Annotated in this window: 14 protein-coding genes; 3 read left to right on the top strand and 11 right to left on the bottom strand. The window is 62.6% G+C overall.

Translation table 11 applies throughout. The features are described 5' to 3' along the window. The first annotated feature begins 73 nt into the window (after positions 1-73). Entirely contained in the window at positions 74-1105 is a 1032-nt protein-coding gene (mgrA, locus tag I7X09_RS08475; protein WP_200316383.1) for an L-glyceraldehyde 3-phosphate reductase, read from the top strand. A 13-nt stretch (positions 1106-1118) separates the two neighbouring features. Here the strand turns inward: mgrA and ppk2 are convergent, their stop codons facing one another. Next, positions 1119-2084 carry a polyphosphate kinase 2 gene (ppk2, locus tag I7X09_RS08480; protein ID WP_095971258.1) on the bottom strand — a complete coding sequence of 322 codons (966 nt, stop codon included), beginning with the start codon at positions 2082-2084 and terminating at the stop codon, positions 1119-1121. 210 nt (positions 2085-2294) lie between these two features. On the opposite strand from ppk2, the gene I7X09_RS08485 reads away from it, so the two are divergent. Next, complete coding sequence (locus I7X09_RS08485) at positions 2295-4712, top strand: lysylphosphatidylglycerol synthase transmembrane domain-containing protein (protein WP_095971259.1); 2418 nt, start codon at positions 2295-2297, stop codon at positions 4710-4712. Between the two features lie 10 nt (positions 4713-4722). On the opposite strand, the gene I7X09_RS08490 is transcribed toward I7X09_RS08485, so the two are convergent. From I7X09_RS08490 to I7X09_RS08500, 3 genes are all read right to left on the bottom strand, one after another. Next, complete coding sequence (locus tag I7X09_RS08490; protein WP_095971305.1) at positions 4723-5013, bottom strand: hypothetical protein; 291 nt, start codon at positions 5011-5013, stop codon at positions 4723-4725. Between the two features lie 276 nt (positions 5014-5289). Next, positions 5290-6456, bottom strand: coding sequence for an LLM class flavin-dependent oxidoreductase (locus tag I7X09_RS08495; protein ID WP_200316384.1), 1167 nt, complete (start codon positions 6454-6456; stop codon positions 5290-5292). A 94-nt stretch (positions 6457-6550) separates the two neighbouring features. After that, positions 6551-7360: a helix-turn-helix transcriptional regulator gene (locus I7X09_RS08500; protein ID WP_200316385.1), complete on the bottom strand. Its 810-nt coding sequence runs from the start codon at positions 7358-7360 to the stop codon at positions 6551-6553. 85 nt (positions 7361-7445) lie between these two features. On the opposite strand from I7X09_RS08500, the gene I7X09_RS08505 reads away from it, so the two are divergent. Beyond that, on the top strand, positions 7446-8657 hold the full coding sequence (locus tag I7X09_RS08505) for a low temperature requirement protein A (RefSeq protein WP_200316386.1): 1212 nt from the start codon (positions 7446-7448) through the stop codon (positions 8655-8657). Between the two features lie 10 nt (positions 8658-8667). Here the strand turns inward: I7X09_RS08505 and I7X09_RS08510 are convergent, their stop codons facing one another. The 7 genes from I7X09_RS08510 to I7X09_RS08540 all read right to left on the bottom strand — a co-directional run bounded on the left by I7X09_RS08510 (position 8668) and on the right by I7X09_RS08540 (position 16239). Continuing rightward, on the bottom strand, positions 8668-9906 hold the full coding sequence (locus I7X09_RS08510; RefSeq protein WP_200316387.1) for a helix-turn-helix domain-containing protein: 1239 nt from the start codon (positions 9904-9906) through the stop codon (positions 8668-8670). A gap of 105 nt (positions 9907-10011) precedes the next feature. After that, entirely contained in the window at positions 10012-11409 is a 1398-nt protein-coding gene (lpdA, locus tag I7X09_RS08515; RefSeq protein ID WP_200316388.1) for a dihydrolipoyl dehydrogenase, read from the bottom strand. A 6-nt stretch (positions 11410-11415) separates the two neighbouring features. Beyond that, positions 11416-12933 carry a 2-oxo acid dehydrogenase subunit E2 gene (locus tag I7X09_RS08520; RefSeq protein WP_200316389.1) on the bottom strand — a complete coding sequence of 506 codons (1518 nt, stop codon included), beginning with the start codon at positions 12931-12933 and terminating at the stop codon, positions 11416-11418. Between the two features lie 2 nt (positions 12934-12935). Continuing rightward, positions 12936-13985, bottom strand: coding sequence for an alpha-ketoacid dehydrogenase subunit beta (locus tag I7X09_RS08525; protein ID WP_200316390.1), 1050 nt, complete (start codon positions 13983-13985; stop codon positions 12936-12938). A gap of 10 nt (positions 13986-13995) precedes the next feature. Next, on the bottom strand, positions 13996-14919 hold the full coding sequence (locus I7X09_RS08530; protein ID WP_044479496.1) for a thiamine pyrophosphate-dependent dehydrogenase E1 component subunit alpha: 924 nt from the start codon (positions 14917-14919) through the stop codon (positions 13996-13998). 235 nt (positions 14920-15154) lie between these two features. After that, on the bottom strand, positions 15155-15616 hold the full coding sequence (locus I7X09_RS08535) for an RNA polymerase subunit sigma (RefSeq protein ID WP_200316391.1): 462 nt from the start codon (positions 15614-15616) through the stop codon (positions 15155-15157). Positions 15617-15675: 59 nt separating this feature from the next. Beyond that, the gene (locus tag I7X09_RS08540; RefSeq protein WP_200316392.1) at positions 15676-16239 is read right to left on the bottom strand and encodes a hypothetical protein; all 564 of its coding nucleotides are present in this window, start codon (positions 16237-16239) and stop codon (positions 15676-15678) included. Positions 16240-16464 lie beyond the last annotated feature (225 nt).

Consider the following 16464-nt stretch of genomic DNA (forward strand, 5'->3'; position numbering starts at 1 on the left):
CCCGAGCGCCATCGGCGATAATGGTCGGGAGTGAACGCTCAACCGCAAACACAACGATGTGAAGGCAGGCACCATGTCCGATCAGTACGTCGCCGCGCAGGACCGTTACGAAGCCATGCCGTACCGCCGAACCGGTCGGAGCGGTCTCAAACTCCCGGCCATCTCGCTGGGCCTCTGGCACAACTTCGGCGACGACGTACCGATCGAGAACCAGCGCGCAGTTCTGCGGCGGGCATTCGATCTCGGAATCACCCACTTCGATCTGGCCAACAACTACGGGCCCCCGTACGGAAGCGCCGAGACGAACTTCGGCAGGATCCTGCGTGAGGATTTCTCTTCGTACCGCGAGGAATTGGTCATCTCGTCCAAAGCCGGCTGGGACATGTGGCCCGGCCCCTACGGATTCGGCGGTTCCCGCAAGTACTTGTTGTCGTCCCTCGATCAGTCGCTCGGCCGACTCGGCGTCGACTACGTCGACATCTTCTACAGCCATCGCCCTGACGCCGAAACTCCGATCGACGAGACCGCAGGCGCCCTGATCAGCGCTGTCCAGCAGGGCAAGGCCCTGTACGCGGGTATCAGTTCGTACTCGCCGGAGCGCACCCGCGAAATCGCCGCACTGCTCACCGCTGCGGGGGTTCCGCTCTTGATCCACCAGCCGAGCTATTCGATGCTGAATCGCTGGATCGAGCAGGACCTGCTATCGGCTGTCGACGATCTCGGAGTGGGCGTCATCGCGTTCTCACCACTCGCTCAAGGCATGCTCACCGATCGCTATCTGAACGGTGTCCCCGAGGATTCCCGTGCAGCTCAAGGTAAGTCACTGGATCCGTCGTGGCTGACCGACGACGCCCTCACCCACATTCGCGCGCTCAACGACATAGCGTCAGCTCGCGGCCAGTCGCTGGCCCAGCTGGCACTGAGCTGGGCACTTCGCGATTCGCGGGTCACCTCGGTACTGATCGGTGCGTCCAGTGTCGCGCAACTCGAAGCCAATGTCGGCGCGCTCGACAATCTCGAATTCAGTACAGACGAACTGGCCTCCATCGATCAGCACGCCAAGGACAGCGGCATCAATCTGTGGGCAGAGGCCAGTTCGATCTGAGTGAGAACTTCAGCTAGAGCTGAGGCAACTCCACGTTCACGTGCTCGCCCTCTTCGAACACGGCCGACGCCGGCCCGACGATCAAGGGATCCGGAGTACCGACAGCCCGGTGATCCTTGTTGGGATAGTCGAAGCTGGCGAGCACGTGACGCATCGCCTCGAGGCGAGCGCGCTTCTTGTCGTTGCTCTTGATCACCGTCCAGGGCGCATCTCCGGTATCGGTGTAGAAGAACATCGCTTCCTTGGCCTGGGTGTAGTCGTCCCACTTGTCGAGCGACGCCAGATCGGTCGGTGAGAGCTTCCACTGACGCACCGGGTCCGTTCGGCGGGCCGCGAACCGCGCCAACTGCTCTTCGCGGCTGACCGAGAACCACAGCTTGTGCAGATGAATCCCGGAGTTGACGAGCATCCGCTCGAAGTCCGGGGTCTCTCTCATGAACTCGAGATATTGCGTCGGCGTGCAGTAACCCATCACTCGTTCGACGCCGGCGCGGTTGTACCAGGACCGGTCCATCATCACTATCTCGCCGCCGCTGGGCAGGTGTGCGACATAGCGTTGGAAATACCACTGTGTCCGCTCGATGTCCGTGGGCTTCTCGAGCGCGACTACGCGGGCGCCACGGGGATTGAGATGCTCGGTGAATCTCTTGATCGACCCGCCCTTACCGGCAGCATCGCGACCTTCGAAGATGATGAGCACTTTCTGACCGGTTTCCTTGACCCACAACTGCAGCTTGAGCAGCTCGATCTGCAGACGCCGCTTCTTCCGCTCGTACTCGCGGCGCGACATCTTCTTCTCGTAGGGGTAACCCTGCTTCCAGGCATCCGAGAACTCTGAAGGCTCCAGCCCGCCGAGCTTGTGCTTGAGGCTCGAGAGCTCGTCGATCTCGGCTGCGTAGTCCTCGGTGACGGAAATTCTGGTCGACGGGGTCGGCAGGTCAGGAACCCGACCGTCCACACCGCTGGCGTCGGGGCTCATGAATACGCACTCCCTGTCGTCGAAATGAACGAACGTCCGGAAAGTGAATTTTACGCGCCGAAGCCCGCTCCCGCGGGTCCGAAGAGAATGTTGCTTGGCATCGAGGAGGTAACGACAGGTCCGGCTTCCCAGTCGCCGAACCCTCACGCGGTACCTTGATCGAGGTAACTGAGACGGTCGGTAACCCCGAGAGAAGAGAGTTCTGGCGAGATGCGAGTAGACGGACGGGAGATCCCGGTAACGGGAAGCCTCCTGCCACCACTGCACCGCCGTACGAGCGACATCATGCGGGTTGCGATCGCTGCTGTGCTGCTCGGCGGCGTGATCGCGGGATCTCTGATCACGCGAAGCCAGTGGGACGCCCTCGAAACGTCGGTGTCCAACATCGTCGGAGTTCTGTCGCCGAGCCTGTCCGACACCGTGTACCTGCTCTACGGCATCGCAATTCTGGCGCTACCGTTCGCCATCCTGATCGGCCTGATCGTCGGGCGCCGGTGGAAGTTGCTGGCCGGATACGCCGCTGCCGGTCTGTGCGCCGGTGTCGCGTTGTCCTTCACCGGAACAGGACTGGCCGCACCGAAATGGCACCTCGACGTGCCGGACCGACTCGACGCCACCTTCCTGTCTCAATTCCTCGACGATCCGCGATGGATCGCAATGCTCGCGGCGGTGCTCACCGTCTCGGGCCCGTGGCTTCCGAAGAAGTGGCGACGAGCCTGGTGGACGCTGCTTCTGCTCTTCGCTCCTATTCATCTGATCGTCAGCTCGATCGTTCCCGCACGATCGATGCTGGGTCTCGCCGTCGGATATCTGATCGGCGCGGTGATCGTTCTCGCCGTCGGCACCCCTGCCCTCGAAGTGCCGTTGGACTCGGCAGTACGCGTACTCGCGCGGCGCGGTTACCGCGTCACCGCTTTCCGCGTCGTGAGTCCCTCGGGAATCGGGCCTCTTGTCATGTCCGCAGCCATCGACAAGGCACCGGACGACGAACCTTTCGACGAACTCGTCGTCGAGTTGTACGGACAGAACCAGCGAAGCAGCGGAGCAATTCGACAGACGTTCCGCTGGATCTCGTTCCGGAACCGTGAAACTCCGCCGCCCTACGGATCGCTTCGTCGCGCCGTCGAACACCGAGCGCTCATGGGTATCGCTTTCGCCGACATCGGTTTGGCCAGCTCCAAGGCCGTCGCCATCTCGGTACTCGACCGCGGGTGGGAGATGTACGCGCGCCCGAGTCCTCGCGGCATCCCCCTTGCCGTCGCCGTCGAGAACCAAGCGGGCGAGGAAGAATCCACCAAACTGATCGACGCGCTGTGGCAAACACTGCACACCGCTCACGTGCACCAGATGGCGCACGGCGACCTGCGCGCTTCGGAGATTCGTGTCGAAGGCGGAACCATCCTCTTCGGCGGGTACGCGTACTCCGAATTCGGCGCCACCGAAGTTCAGATGCAGTCCGACAACGCACAACTTCTCTTCGCCACCGCATCACTGTTCGGGGTCGATGCAGCGGTGGACGCCGCGATTCGAGCGCAAGGCGCAGACACGATTCTCGCCGCCTCCGGCCGATTGACCACCGCTGCATTGCCCAACCGCATTCGGCGGACCGTCACGGATTCCGCGAAACTGATGACCGAGATCCGGGACGAGGTCGGTGCCAAGAACGGGATCGAAAAGGTCGCTCCCGCACAGGTCACCCGGTTCAGTCGCAACCAACTGATCCAGCTCGTTCTGCTCATCGGTCTGGTCTACGTCGCCTACCCCTTCATCAGCCAGGTCCCCGCGTTCATCACCGAACTGAAGACGGCCAACTGGTGGTGGGCACTGCTCGGCCTCGGCGTCTCCGCACTGACATACGTCGGCGCGGCAGCGGCCCTGTGGGCCTGTGCGTCGTCGATGGTCAGTTACCGCAACCTCCTGATCATGCAGGTGGCCAACACCTTTGCGGCGACCACAACACCGGCCGGAGTCGGCGGACTCGCGCTGAGTGTGCGGTTCCTGCAGAAGGGCGGGCTCGGTACCGTCCGTGCAACGGCCGCAGTCGCGTTGCAACAGACGGTTCAGGTGGTCACCCACGTCGGCTTGCTGATCTTCTTCTCGATCGTCGCCGGACGCGATACGAACCTTTCACACTTCATCCCGGGATCCACCGTTCTGTATCTGGCGGGCGGCGTCGCGCTCGGAGTTCTCGGTGCATTCATGTTCATCCCGAAGCTCCGTGGGTGGCTACGCGACGATCTGCGTCCTCAGATCACCGAAGTGTTGGGTGAACTGAGCCAACTCGCGCGAAACCCCACGCGTTTCCTCATCATCGTGGGCGGCAGCGCCGCAACAACTCTGGGTGCCGCCCTGGCTCTGTGGGCGAGCGTCGAGGCATTCGGCGGAGGAACGACGTTCATCACCGTCACCATCGTGACGATGATCGGTGGGACGCTCGCCTCGGCGGCTCCGACACCGGGTGGCGTCGGAGCCGTCGAGGCCGCCCTCATCGGCGGTCTGTCCGCGTTCGGACTGCCGGCAAGCATCGCGGTCCCGTCAGTCCTGCTCTACCGAGTCCTGACCTGCTGGCTCCCGGTGTTCTGCGGTTGGCCGACCCTGCGATGGCTGCAGAAGAACGACATGGTCTGAGCTGTTCCCGTTACTTCTGGCGAACGACGTGCGCCTGCAGTGCTTCACCGTCCTCGTCGACCCAGCCCTTGCTCTGCGCGTAGTCGACCATCGCGGCAACACCTTCGACGTCGGTGGTGCTCTCGCGAACACGGGCCACCGAGATGAAGGCATTACCACCGCTGACGTATCCGTAATCTCGAGCGTGCAAGAGCTCGTCCAGTTCGGAATCGGAGATGTCGGCAGTCACCTCGACGTGAAAGGCCTTCAGGTTATCCACATCGCGGACGCTGACGCGGCCGTTGTCCACCAGTACAAACATGGCTTTCCTTTCCTGGATCACTCACGACGGTGAGTGCGTACCGATTACACGCCGGTGACAGGTCTGTGGATCCGACTCGCAGTGCCAGGCGTCGTCCACCGATCCTGTCACGATCTTGTGGTCACCACCGTCGACTACGGCGTCCGAGAATGTTGATCGCGAACTTCCGCATTCCTTCGATGAGGCCGAGAACTTCCGACTGCCGATCCAGTGCCACCGCGGTCATCGGCGTATCCATCGACAACGACATGGTTGCCCTGAGGATCGTTCACGAGGTCAGCCCTTGTCTGCCAACTCTTGTGCGTACTTCTTCGTCATGTGGTCGACGGCGTCGAGTTGTGCCTGGGCATGCCCTTCCCGGACGGCGCGCGCGTGAGCTGCCGCGTCGAGCGTCGCCTGCGCCTGTCCTTGGAAATGCGGAAAGACCTCCTGCGCGAACAACTCTGCCGAACGTCGTGTGTCCTGCGGGTTCGCCCAATCGTGGCCCATCTGCAGCATGCAGCCGAAACCACCGGACTGATCCCACAGCCGTTGCACCTGACGCCTGGCCTGCTCCGGTGTGCCGATGACACCGATGCCGGCTTCGTTGATGAAGTCGATCATCTCGCTCAGACGCGCACCGGATACGGCCATCTGGGGGAAGGCCGCCACGTGCTGGAAATAGTCGAACCACTCCTCGATGCCGTATTCGACCTGCTTGCGTGCTTCCGCCTCGGTTTCGGCAATATGGAAGGGCCCGGCAAGAGACCACTGCCGACGATCCACCGTCGTCCCGTTGACCTCCGCGCGCTCCTCCATCACATTCCAGTGGTGCGCCAAGGCGTCGAAACCGTCGGCGGACAACGTTGCTCCGATGGAGAGCAGGCCCAGACCGTGCGTACCGGCCAGGCGAGGACCGGTCGGGGAAGCCACTGCGGCCACGGTGATTTCGATTCCGTTCTCCGAGTACGGAGCGAGCTGCAGCTTGGCGTCGTACAACTCGTGAGTTCGGGTCTTCGCGGACACCGTCTCGCCACGAAGAAGGCGCACGACGATGTCGAGGTTCTCCTGCAACAACTCTCGGGTGTCCGTCGGGTTCAGACCGATCATCGCCGAGTCGGTGGGCAGCGAACCGGGCCCGACTCCGAAGATGGTGCGCCCCTGAGTGAGGTGGTCCAACTGCATGATTCGATCCGCGGCCCACAGCGGGTTGTGATACGACAGGGACGTCACGCCCGTGCCGAAACGAATCCGCGGCGCACGCTGCGAGGCTGCGGCGATCATGATTTCCGGCGACGCGATGATCTCGCTTCCGGCAGAGTGATTCTCACCGAACCACGCCTCGTCGTAGCCCAACCGATCGAGGTGTTCGACCAGTTCGAGATCGCGCTGCAGTGCAGCGGTGGGATTGCGTCCGGGGACGTGGAACGGGGCCATGAAATACCCGAAACGAAGCCTGCTCATGAGTTCTCCTAGTGCTCTGGGCCAACTCCTGGCCGTGCACCGAAAACGCTATCCGCGACATGACCGTGGTCACAGTGCACGAAAGTGGACAATCTCAGCCGCGTTGGTCGGCAAGTTTCTGCTCGTAGACCAACTTCACGAACTCGGCACGGTTGCGCACGTGCAGAACGGCAAGGATGCGGCTGACGTACTTCTTCACCGTGTCCGGACTCAGCGACAAGATCGCCGCAATTTCGTCGTTGGTGTGACCATCCGCCAACAACTCCGCGAGATCGATCTGCCTGGGCGTCAGCTTCTCTCGCCAGCCCGGCTCACGTTGGCCGGGAAGCGTCTGACACAACAGCGACAACTGCCTGCCCAAGATGCCCAAACCCGCGATGTCGCGCCCTGACAGATCCTTGCCTTCGGAATCGAAGATTCCCACCAAACCGTGACCACCGTGGGCGAGCTCGAGATGCATCACCGACGCACTGTGCAGCCGCTTGCGATAGAGAAAATCTCGCAGGTAGGTCGCCGACTGCGAAGGGACATCGGCCAACTGCGTGTGCGTGATGGCCGGCGAGGCCAACAGCGTCGCCCGTGATTGTGCCGTCGCAAAGACGTCGTCGAGGTACCAATGCGCTTGGTACTCGTCGAGGATCGGCGTGATCCGCCCGGTCGTCACCGGATTCGGATCGGCGAAGGCCGTCGTGAAGGTAGGCCCGGAAAGGAACGTGGTGTTGGGGCAGCCGTAGTGATCGTGCAACGCCACCATGAGGAGGTTCTTGAGCTGATCGAGCGTTCTCGCCGCCGAGCAGTAGTCGAGGATGGCGAAGACACGGTCGTAGTCCGCCGCAGACAAAGCCACGTCACCGCCACCACGCACGTCTACCACCTTGCCGGAACTATGATCCAGATCACTCACCGAACAGCATAGGCACTACGCTCGTGAAACGGACAAGTTCGTCGCCTACCTGCACTGTTGGGGTCGATACCGGATACTGACCCCTATGTCGGAACTCGGAAAAGAACCAGACGAGAAGCAGAAGGCAGTGCTGGAGCGGCACGCGTCGTGGATCGAATTGTTCTTCGACCTCGTCGTGGTTGCCGGTATCGGTCAGCTTGCTCACCTGCTCCACGGTTCGCCGTCGTGGTCGGATGTCGCGCTCTACGCCTTGCTCTATCTCGCGTTCTGGACCGCGTGGGCGACGTTCACGATGTACGGCAACGTCGCCGGCGATCGCGTCCGCATTCCGAGCATGCTGATCGCCATGTTCGGGCTCGCCGTCATGATGGCGGCAGTGGCCGGTATCCACGACAACCATGCGCTGGCCTTCGCTGTCGCCTACGTAGCCGTGCGTCTGCTGGCGAGTCGGGTGTGGCACAACGGCCAGATCGTCGTGGACTGGCCGATCGCCCAGATGTCGCTCGGTGTGATTCCCTGGATCGTCTCGTTCTGGTTCGAAGGTGACACCCGCTTCTGGCTCTGGACTGCCGGCGTCACCATCGACCTGCTGATCATGTTCGTCGTCTCCGGCAGCGCGATCATGGAAGACGCGCAGGAAAAGCTCGACCGCATCATCAAGGTGCGCGGGTTCAAGGACGACCGGATGCCCGAACTCGAAGCCCTGCACTCCGATCGGGCGCATCTTGCCGAGCGGCTGGGGCTGTACGTCATCATCGTATTGGGCGAGGGTGTGATCCTCGTGATCTCGGCGGCCTCGAAGCTCACCTGGGACTCGACCGTGGTCAGCCTCGCCGTCGGGTCGTTCGTTCTGCTGTCCGGCATGTGGGCGCTCTCGCTTCTCTACGGTCACGCCGGTGTTCCGCACCTGCAGCCCGAGAAGTTTCCCGCTCGCATCGACATGGCCCTGCACTGTTTCACCACCGGGGCTATCGCGGTTCTGGTCGCAGGACTCGGAGCGGCGACCGAACACGGCGCGGAACACACGCCCGCGAACCTGCGGTGGCTGTTGTGCGGAAGCATCGCAGTCTATTTCGGAATCAGCATGGTGGCGGGGCTGTTTGCGCGATCGGACCGACGGTGGCTGCTCGGCTGGGCACTCCCCTGCACAGCCATCCCCGTCGTCATGGGCCTCGTCGGCACCTACATGAGCGCGACGTGGATCATCTGGGTATTGGTCGCCACCGTCACCTGGCAGAACGGCTACGAGTACGCGCAGGTGCGGCGGTCGCGCCGCTCTGCTGTGCGCCTTTATTAACCCCCCGCGGTTAATAAAGGCGCACAGCGGGGACGGTCTTTACCCTCACGGCCGGGTCGAAGCGATAGGGCTGCGCCAACACAATTCCGGCCAATCGCTTACGCAACCTCGACATCTCGGCCCGGACGGTCACCGTCTTGCGCGGATCGCCGAACAACTGTGAGGCGAGCTGCGAGGCCGTGAGGCCCTCGTCCGCCTGTGTCAGAGCCACGAGGATCTGCGAATGGCGCGGACTGAGGTCGATACTCCAACTCCCCATTGCCGAGGAGTACCGCAGTTCCATCGCGTTCGGATCTCGCAAATCCAATTCGACTTCGGCACACACCGTTCCGGACGCCGGGTTCACTCGAGGACGGATGAGCCACCCACCCGGAAGCGGCTCGCACATACACAATCCGAGCGTCGGGAGCCAATGCTCGCCGCTGCTCATCACTTTCGGCAGTGCGATTCGGTAGATCGGCGCCATCGAGTCCACCGCCGCGACCCAGCCGTTACGGTCCACGACCACGGTCGGCTGGCTCGCACGAGCCAGCGTCGACGCCGAGACCATCCGGAGCTGATCCAATCCGATTCGATGTTTCTCCCGCAGTGCGGATTCCGCCAGCCTGGCCACGCTGTCCACCAGCGCGAGAGTCGACGGGTGAACTGTGTCTGCTGCGCCGGCGACGTTGACGACGGCGATGGCCCGGCGACTACGCGGATCCCGAACCGTCGCCCCCGAGCAGGTCCACGGATGCTGCGAGCGCGAGTAGTGCTCGGCCGAGAACACCTGCACTGCCGAACCCGAAGCCAACGAGGTACCGATTCCGTTGGTACCTACAGCTTCCTCGGTCCACGACGCGCCCTCGATCATTCCGAGGCGTTCGGCCCGATCCAGCATTCGACTGGGCCCGCGGCGCCAGAGGATGCGTCCGTGGCGGTCCGCCACCACGATCAGATTCGCGTCGTCCGGGCCGACGAGCGGTGCCAGGCCTTGTACCGCTTCGTCCAATATCTCCGTCATTCCGGCGGCGCGCCGGCTCTCTTCGATCTCGGATTCGCGTCCGGTCCTGGTGATCGAGCACCGCTCCGGATCGAGTCCGAGTGCGCGCAGCCGCGACCACGAATCGGCGATCACGGAGCGCGGGCGTGCGGGCGGTTTGCGCCCCGACATCGTTGCTTCGTACACGGATTCGAGAACACGTGCGTACTGCGCCGCGTCTTCACCACTACCCAGGGCCGGTTCGAGTCGATTCGTTGCGCCGATCACACTCCAGTCCTATGTGATGGGGTCACCGAAAGCGAGCGTTGCACCCGGTTGCAGAGTTGTTCGCGTGCGTGAACGTAGGACGACGTTCACGCACGCGAACGGTGCTCACGCGTTGAGGGGTCTCCCCAACGCCGAGAGCACAGACTCGTGCATTGCCTCCGAGAGCGTCGGATGAGCAAACACGACCTCGGCGAGATCCTCACCGGTGGCTTCGAGGGATCGAGCGATACCGAAACCCTGAATCTGCTCGGTCACATCCGGACCGACCATGTGCGCGCCGAGCAGTTCCCCGGTATCGGCGTCGAAAATCGTCTTGACGAAGCCTTCGGCCTCGCCGATCGCCAATGCCTTGCCGTTCGCCTGAAGGTCGAAGTGTCCGACCCGCAGCGTGCGACCCGTACCGGCGCACTGCTTCTCCGTCAGACCCAGACTCGCCACCTGTGGGCGGGCATACGTGCATCCCGGAACGTAGTCACGATCGAGAGGATGAACATCGGTCACGCCCGCGAGCTTCTCGACGCACAGGACAGCTTCGTGACTCGCCTTGTGCGCCAGACATGGAGCGCCCGCAACGTCACCGATGGCGTAGATCCCGAAAGCACTGGTACGGCACCACTGGTCCGTGACGATCGCACCGCGCTCGATCTCGACGCCCAGAGCCTCCAACCCCAGATCCTCGACGTTGCCGGTGATCCCGGCCGCCACCAACACCCGGTCCACGGTCAACGTCTGGACACCGTCGCTCGTCTGCACGCTCACCTCGACGGCATCGGCTCCGACAGTCACGGCCGACACCGAGGCTCCGGTGTGAATCGTGATGCCACGCTTCTCGAACTGCCTGCGAACGAACACCGAAATCTCTTCGTCCTCGACCGGCATGATGTGTGGTGCCATCTCGACAATGGTCACCTCGGTGCCGAGATCGCGGTACAGGCTGGCGAATTCGACTCCGATCGCGCCGGACCCGATCACGAGCATCGACTTCGGCAGCTCCTTGGGGACGAGTGCGTCGAAGTATGTCCACACCCGATCACCGTCGGGGACAACCCCGGGAATCGAACGCGGACGGGCGCCGGTTGCAATGATCACGTGGTCGGCTCGATACGTCTGACCTTCCACGGACACGACGCCCTTGTCCACCAACTTCGCGGTGCCTGAGATGACGTCGACGCCGTTCTTCTTCATCAGATAGGCAACACCGCCGGACAATCTCTCCGAAACCCCTCGGCTGAACGACACCAACTTCGAGATGTCGAACTGGACAGACGCCGAACTGAATCCGTATTTGTCGAGTTCGCTCAAGGTATGCGCGACGTCCGCGCCGTGAAGCATCGCTTTGGTGGGGATACAACCCCAGTTGAGGCAGATGCCTCCCAGGCGATCACGTTCTACCAGCGCTACGTTCAACCCCAACTGGGCGGCCCGGATCGCCGCCACGTAACCACCGGGGCCACCACCGACGACAAGAACGTCGTATTTCTTCGACGTATTGCTTTCCACCACAGCCCCTTACACCAACATCAGCGCGGGAGAAGCGACAAAGCGCTGGAGTTCCCGAAGGAAGGTCGCGCCCAAGGCTCCGTCGATCACCCGGTGATCGCACGAGAGGGTCACGGTCATCACGGTCCGGACGGAAACACTGTCGCCGACCACCACGGCCCGCTTCTCCCCCGCACCTACGGCGAGGATCGCTCCCTGGGGCGGGTTGATGATCGCGTCGAATGCCTTGATCCCGAACATGCCGAGGTTGGACACCGTGAACGTTCCGCCTTGGAATTCTTCGGGACGGAGTTTGCCGGTCTTCGCCTTGGTGGCCAACGAGAGCACCTCACCGGAGATGTCCGCCAACGACTTGGTGTTCGCACTACGCACGATGGGCGTGATCAGTCCGGTCGGAAGTGCAACTGCCACCGAGACATCCGCCGACGCGAATCGAAGGACCGCTTCGTTCGCTGCATCGAATTGGACGTTCACGTCCGGCACCTTCATCAGCGCAGCCGCGCAGGCCTTCACGATGAAGTCGTTGACCGACAGCTTGACCGCCGGGACAGTCGAATTGATCTCCTTGCGCAGAGCGAGGAGCGCATCGAGCTCGAGATCCGCCGTGAGCCGGAAATGGGGAGCCTGCTGCTTGGACGCCTGCAACCTGCCCGCGATTGCCGATCGCATGGGCGTGAACGGAATTGTGTCGTACTCGGGTTCGACGGCAATGGTTCCCGTCTGAGCCGCCGCTTCTGGCAGGAGCTGCGCGGAACGAGCGGCGTCGTGCACGTCGGCGACGCAGACGCGTCCCCGCGAGCCTGTCGGACGACAGTCGTGCAGGTTGACGCCCAGCGATCGGGCAGTTCTGCGTGCGACCGGGGTGGCAGGCACGGCACTGTCGTCGGCGGTTGATCGCAGCGGGAGGCCGGATCTCGTGGCCGGCGCTGCTGTCGCAACAGTGCCACCGGCGTCACGAATCGCGTCGTCGATGTCTCGGACACTGATCCGTCCGAGTGGGCCGGTACCCACTACGGCGGCGAGATCGATTCCGAGCGCTTCGGCACGTCGGAGTGCTCGAGGACTCGCAAACACGTCGCTCTGCGTCGTGCCCTGCAGAACACTCGGTACGACGGTGGAACCGGTTGGTGCAGGCTTTGCCACAGCAACCACCTTCGCAGCCGACGTAGCCGTAGGTGTCGCGGGTGCCGCCGGTTCGGCAGCTGGTGACGGTGACGGCTCTTCCGCCGGCGCTGTTGCGCCGCGGGCGGCGAGGAACTGCTCGATCTCCGCATCTGTCGCGGACGCATCGGCGGACACACCGATCACGGCGCCGACGGGCAGAGTCTGCCCCGGCGTGCCGACGATCTTGCGGAGAACACCGTCGAACGGTGCCTCCAGCTCGTTGGTGATCTTGCTGGTCTCGATCTCACAGATCAACTGGCCCTTGGTGAACGAGTCACCTTCCTCGATGAGCCATGCGTTGACCAGCCCCTCCTCCATGGAGAGCCCCCACTTGGGGATGTCGATAGCTTTGATATCGGCCATGATCAGGCTCTCACCAGCTTGCGAACCGACTCTTCGATGCGCGCCGCGTCAGGCAGCCAGGCTGTTTCGAGAGTCGGTGAGAACGGAACCGGCGTGTGCGGCGGCGTGATCAGTTCGATCGGCGCCTTCAGATAGTTGAATCCCTTGGTGGCGATCAGTGCGGCCACATCGTGCCCGAAACCGCAGCGTGCGGCAGATTCGTCGACGATCACCACGCGTCCTGTCGACGCAACGGATTCGAGGATGCCGTCCTCGTCCAATGGCGAGACGGTACGAGGATCAACGACCTCGACCGAAATACCCTCAGCTGCCAGCTTGTCCGCTACGTCGTTGGCGCGGTTCACCATTGCGGACAACGCAATGATCGTGACGTCGTCGCCCTGCCTGGTGTAGTTGGCGACGCCGAACGGAATCGCGTAGGGCTCGTCCGGCACTTCGCCTTTGAGGTCGTAGAGCACCTTGTGCTCACAGAACACAACGGGATCGTCGTCCCGGATAGCCTGGATGAGTAGGCCTTTGGCGTCGTAGGCGTTGGACGGGGTGACCACCTTCAGGCCAGGCACCGCGGCAAATACGTTGTACGGAGACTGAGAGTGCTGCGCAGCGGCAGAGAAACCGGCGCCGATCATGCCTCGCACCACCAGCGGAGTTCTGGCTTTGCCACCGAACATGTAGCGGAACTTGGCAGCCTGGTTGTAGAGCGCGTCGTAGGAGACTCCGAAGAAGTCCATGAACATCAGCTCGGCGACCGGCCTCAGTCCGGTCAGTGCGGCTCCGGCAGCCATTCCGATGATCGCGGATTCGGTGATCGGGGTATCGATTACACGCTCCGATCCGAACTCCGTCCACAATCCCTTGGTGACACCCAGGACACCGCCGAATGCCTCGATCTTCTTCGTCTCCAGATCGGGATTGGTACCGGCATGCCCACCGCGTACGTCCTCACCGATCAGGACGACGCTCGGATCTCGTTGCATTTCTTGAGCGATGGCCTCTTTGACGGCCTCGCGGTAGGTCTTCTTCACCACGTTCGTGGCTTCCACGCTTGTCATCTCGGGCTCCTCAGTACGACACGTAGACATCGGTCAGCAGATTCTCGACGGGCGGGTACGCCGCGGCGCGCGCCTTCGCTACCGCCTCGTCCACCAACACTCGCGACTGCTCGTCCACCGCGTCCAGATCAGCGGTGCTGACCTTCTTCGCATCCACACTGCTACGGAAATTCTTGAGCGGATCCTTGGTTTCCCGTAGTTGCGCAACCTGTTCCGCCGTGCGGTACAGCTGCGCGTCACCCTCGAAGTGGCCGTGCCAGCGGAATGCGGCCGCCTCGATCGTGGTGGGGCCACCGCCGGTCCTGGCGCGCTCCGATGCTTCCGCCATCGCGTCGTAGACCGCGAAGAAGTCGGTGCCGTCCACCTTGACGGCAGGCATTCCGAAGGATGCAGCGCGGGCGGCGATGTCGGGTGCGCCCACCGCGTAGTCGGTTCCTGTTGCTTCACCGAATCCGTTGTTCTCGATCACGAAGACGATCGGAAGATCCAGCACCACAGCCATGTTCATCGCCTCGAAGACGGTTCCCTGGTTGGATCCGCCGTCTCCCGTGAACGAAGCAGCGATGACGCCGTTTCGGAGTGTCTTGCCACTCAGTGCTGCACCGATCGCCAACGACGGCGCGCCGCCGACGATTGCATTGGCGCCGAGCATTCCCACGGACAAGTCGGCGATGTGCATCGAACCGCCCTTGCCGCGACACAGGCCGTCGTCCTTGCCGAAGATCTCGGCCATCATGCCGTTCAGATCGCACCCCTTGGCAATGCAGTGCCCGTGACCGCGGTGCGTGGACCCGATGTAGTCGGCGTCGCTCAGGTTCTCGCACACTCCCACGGCGATGGCTTCCTGGCCCGAGTACAGGTGAATGAAGCCGGGGATGTCGCCGGTTGCATTCTCTTCGTGCAATCGATCCTCGAACGCACGGATGCGCGACATCTTCTCGTACGCCTTCAGCAATGCATCCCGGTCCAACCCTGAATGAGGCTTGGCCCCGGTCTTTTTCGATCCTGGCGTTGTCGGCCTCTGCGCCGTCCGTTGAACCACCGTCACACTCCTCGTTCTCGATCACTCGTCGCCATGCAGTGTCGTGTAGGTCACGGGCGAAGGGAAAGAGTTGCGTGAGGTTGCCAAGAGTTGCGAAGGGTTGCAGCTGTTGACTTTCGAGGTTGACTCAGGCGCCGCTGAGGCTGCCGCGTCTGATCTTGACCAACGCACGGTGTTGGACGAGTTCCACGGCGCTCGTTGTCGTTCTCAACGACAGCGCCGTCTCGCTCACGTCGAATCCGACAACGATGCGAGCTACGAGAACATTGCGTTCGACGGCCGACAGGTCGCCGAACGGCAGAGTGATTCGACTGGATGCAGGTAGTGAGTCGATTTCACGACTGACCGCGTCGTGCAGAAATGCGAGGAATGCTTCGCCGCCTCGTCTTCGTCGCTGGAACTCGGCCAGAATGGACCGGCAGATCCCGGCGGCAATACGGTCAGCATCGACAGGTCGCAGTTCGGCACGACAACGTCGCGTCACCACAGGCACGACGCGCTGAAGGAGTTCGCCAATCGCACCCCGATCCCCGCGAGACGCATCGTCGGCAACACTGTCGATCGAACGCCCACCTGCCCTGCTTGCCATTCGGATCTCCCCCTGGTTAGGCCTTCGAATTCCCGACTACTGCTCCGGTTTCGAATTCGCTAAGGGCGGATCGGTTCGGGGCAGACTCCGGTTTGTTCCCCGATGATGTTGATCTCCGCATTGGAACGCGGGTCGGCGCCGTAGTTGATCTGGTCGGTGCACTTCTCGGGGGGCTCGATCGCACCCGGTGGGAGCGGTGCCGGGCACGAACCCATCCGTTCTCCGATGCTGTTGATCTCCGCATTCGATCGAGGATCGCCGACGTAGTTGATCTGATCGGTGCACTTGGTCGACCCGGTACCTTGACCGGGTACCGCAGGTGCAACCGCGCTGGTAGAGACCGGGGTCCAGGCCGGTGCTGCTCCACCCTCCGCGACTCCGGGGGCAGATGCGTCCGTACCGCCGCCCACCGAGTTCGAGCTTTCGACTGTCTCCGAAGTGGTCGTAGAGGCCAACGGCGGTGCGGTCGTGGACGCCGCGACCACCGCCGTGGTCGTCGCGCGTTCGGGTGCAGTGGTGTCTTCACCCGAACATGCCGTCATCGCGCACACCACTCCGATCGTCAGTACCGCGAGCAGCACTTTCAGACGCCGAGTCCTGTTGGTCAGCAATACTTCAGGCATTTGCTCTCACCCTCCTCGATACGCGAATCAGGTCGTCCCACCCAGCGGTGAACATCGACCTGACTCACTCTAGAAGCCTGATTCCATCGGTTTCGTAACAGAAATCCGGCGGTCGGGTACCAACTCTCGACGGTCCCGACATTCATACGATTACGTAACGGTGGGTGGTGAACCCTCGATATCGAGATCACGTGTGATCGTATGAAAAGCGCATATGCCGATGAG

This window comes from Rhodococcus sp. P-2 (genome assembly GCF_016598535.1).
Classification (GTDB): Bacteria; Actinomycetota; Actinomycetes; order Mycobacteriales; family Mycobacteriaceae; genus Rhodococcus_F; species Rhodococcus_F baikonurensis.